Raw genomic sequence first — 2,139 nt, forward strand, 5'->3', positions numbered from 1 at the left:
TGTAATGTTTGCCAGGCACCGAGCTCCGGAGCCGGACTTCACGACCAGGGAAATCAATCTGTCGTTCACCAAAGAACTGCCCGCTGATACGTACGAATTGACACCCGAATCCAACGAAATCAGATTGTCATTTGCTGATCACAGCAATCCATTAAAACCGGTCATTTATACGCAAGTGAGCGGGACTGCGGATCTTGAATTTGATGATATCGCTCACGTTTTCAAGGGGACACTGAAAAACGTCATCGTGGAAAACAACGATGACGACAATAAAAAAACGTTAACCATTAACGTTGAGTTCATTGCGAAAACGAATTTTTCGCATAGCAGTTACGCTTATGGCACCGCTCGCGCCGCTTGACAGATACACGACCTACCGCATTAAAAAAGGAAGCCTGGGCTTCCTTTTTTAATTCAATGCTGAACAGTTTATACTTTAGAAACCGTATCGAACGCCAACGTTTGCTCCGATAGGCTGTTCGATATTGTTACCTTTGCTGTAATCCATATCGATATGCATTTGAAGACTGTCCGTGAGTGCGACTACCACACCCAAAGTCAGTCCAACTCGTGATCCGGACAGGTCATTGTTGAACACATTGTTATTAACGCTCACCTCATTATTTTTGGCGAACTCGTGTGCCAGCGCTGAACGGACGTAAGGCTGCACTTGCATGTTGTTTTCCAGATTGAAATTGCGTCCGACAGTCATCCCCATTTCCCCCAGTAATGAACGTGTACGATCACCGTCAGCTTGAAGGTCATTGTCCAGGGAAAACGTTTTGCCCTGGATACTCACAGCAGACCATTTAGTGTACGGTTCGATAAAATATCCGTCGCCGAGCTTTACGTTTCGACCAAATTCGACGGAGCCGCCCAATCCGGTATTATCATAGTCACCTTTGACTCTGTCTCCATCGCTAAGCCCAACCTTGGCCTTATTACGAAATCGGTTTACCTTCGCTACGCCGTCAAAGTAATAACCGCTTTGCGCGTCAATCCAGGTAGCGTAAGTGCCAAGATAGTTGCTGGTGACCGTGCCCGACGTTCCGCCATCGAGATTGAGGTCAGACTCGCTATGCCCAGCCATCAATCCCACCAGCCATTGACCGTCACCGATCGGTAGCGGCGCGTCGGCACCCAACGTGAAGCCATGCTGGGTTTGTTGATACCCGACGCCTGAACCATCCGCCACATTGTATTTGTTGCCATAAGTGCGCCCCCAGGCACCAGCCTCACCACCATTGAAACGCAGCTCCCCCATGCGCGAACGCAACGATGTGAGTTCGCCATACCAAACGGTCGGCGCAGTGTTGAACAAGGCCAATACCGAGCGCGTGCCCGGGCTGACCGTGCGGGTAGCAGGATCGAGAATCCAGTCGTTAGCACTTTTTACCAGGTCGTAGGAATAGGTTCCGAAATCCACTGCGCGGTCCATATAAAACTGCGCATCGCCCCCCGTAGTCCGCACTACCCGGACCGGTTCGCCGGCAGCGGGATCCACGCCGCTGCTGCTGATCAATAGTTCATGTCGACCGCTGGCAGAGCCCGTGATGTTAAGCAAATCGGTCTGGCCCGTAGCGAAATCCGTACCCAGTTCGAATCGACCGCTACCCGATAGCTCCTGCACATTCAGTTGATAAAACGCGTTGTCAGCACCGAAACGTACCGTACCGCCATTCAAGATCAGTTTATCGATCTGACTATCATCTACCAGCACCCAGCGCGAGTTGTCATTAATGGTCGCGCTGGAAACATTTTCCAATCGACCGGTCAATACCGAATCCTTCTGCAAAGTCAGATCCAGAGTACTGCCGGCTTCATTGACGATGTTGCCGGTCATCGTACTGCCATTGACAGTCATCGAAGTGCTAGCGCCACCCCGTACATCCAGTAGCGTGTCGTTGCCGGCCAACAGATGAGCATTATTCAAGTCAATGCGGGCTGTCGAGGTTCCAGCGTTGGCAAAGTCAACGAGGATCGCCGCGCCGGTTTGTCCCTGAACGGTGGTGTTGTCCAGCGAAAGATAGACCGGTTGTATCGAGGTCGTGTCGAGATCAATCTTTATGCCATTTTGCCCGCCAACAATGCTGCTGTTGGTAGCGTGGGCTTCAGCACTACGCAATCTCAGCCCATAGC

Annotated in this window: 2 protein-coding genes; one reads left to right on the forward strand and one right to left on the reverse strand. The window is 51.3% G+C overall.

Going from position 1 to position 2,139, the window contains the following annotated elements:
- On the forward strand, positions 1–361 hold a 361-nt coding region (locus AC1DRJ_RS25350; RefSeq protein ID WP_477804574.1), incomplete at its 5' end, for a hypothetical protein.
- A gap of 75 nt (positions 362–436) precedes the next feature.
- On the opposite strand, the gene AC1DRJ_RS25355 is transcribed toward AC1DRJ_RS25350, so the two are convergent.
- A partial coding sequence (locus tag AC1DRJ_RS25355) for an autotransporter outer membrane beta-barrel domain-containing protein (RefSeq protein WP_477804575.1) occupies positions 437–2,139 on the reverse strand: 1,703 nt, incomplete at its 5' end.

Source organism: Pseudomonas sp. P5_B2 (genome assembly GCF_056400445.1).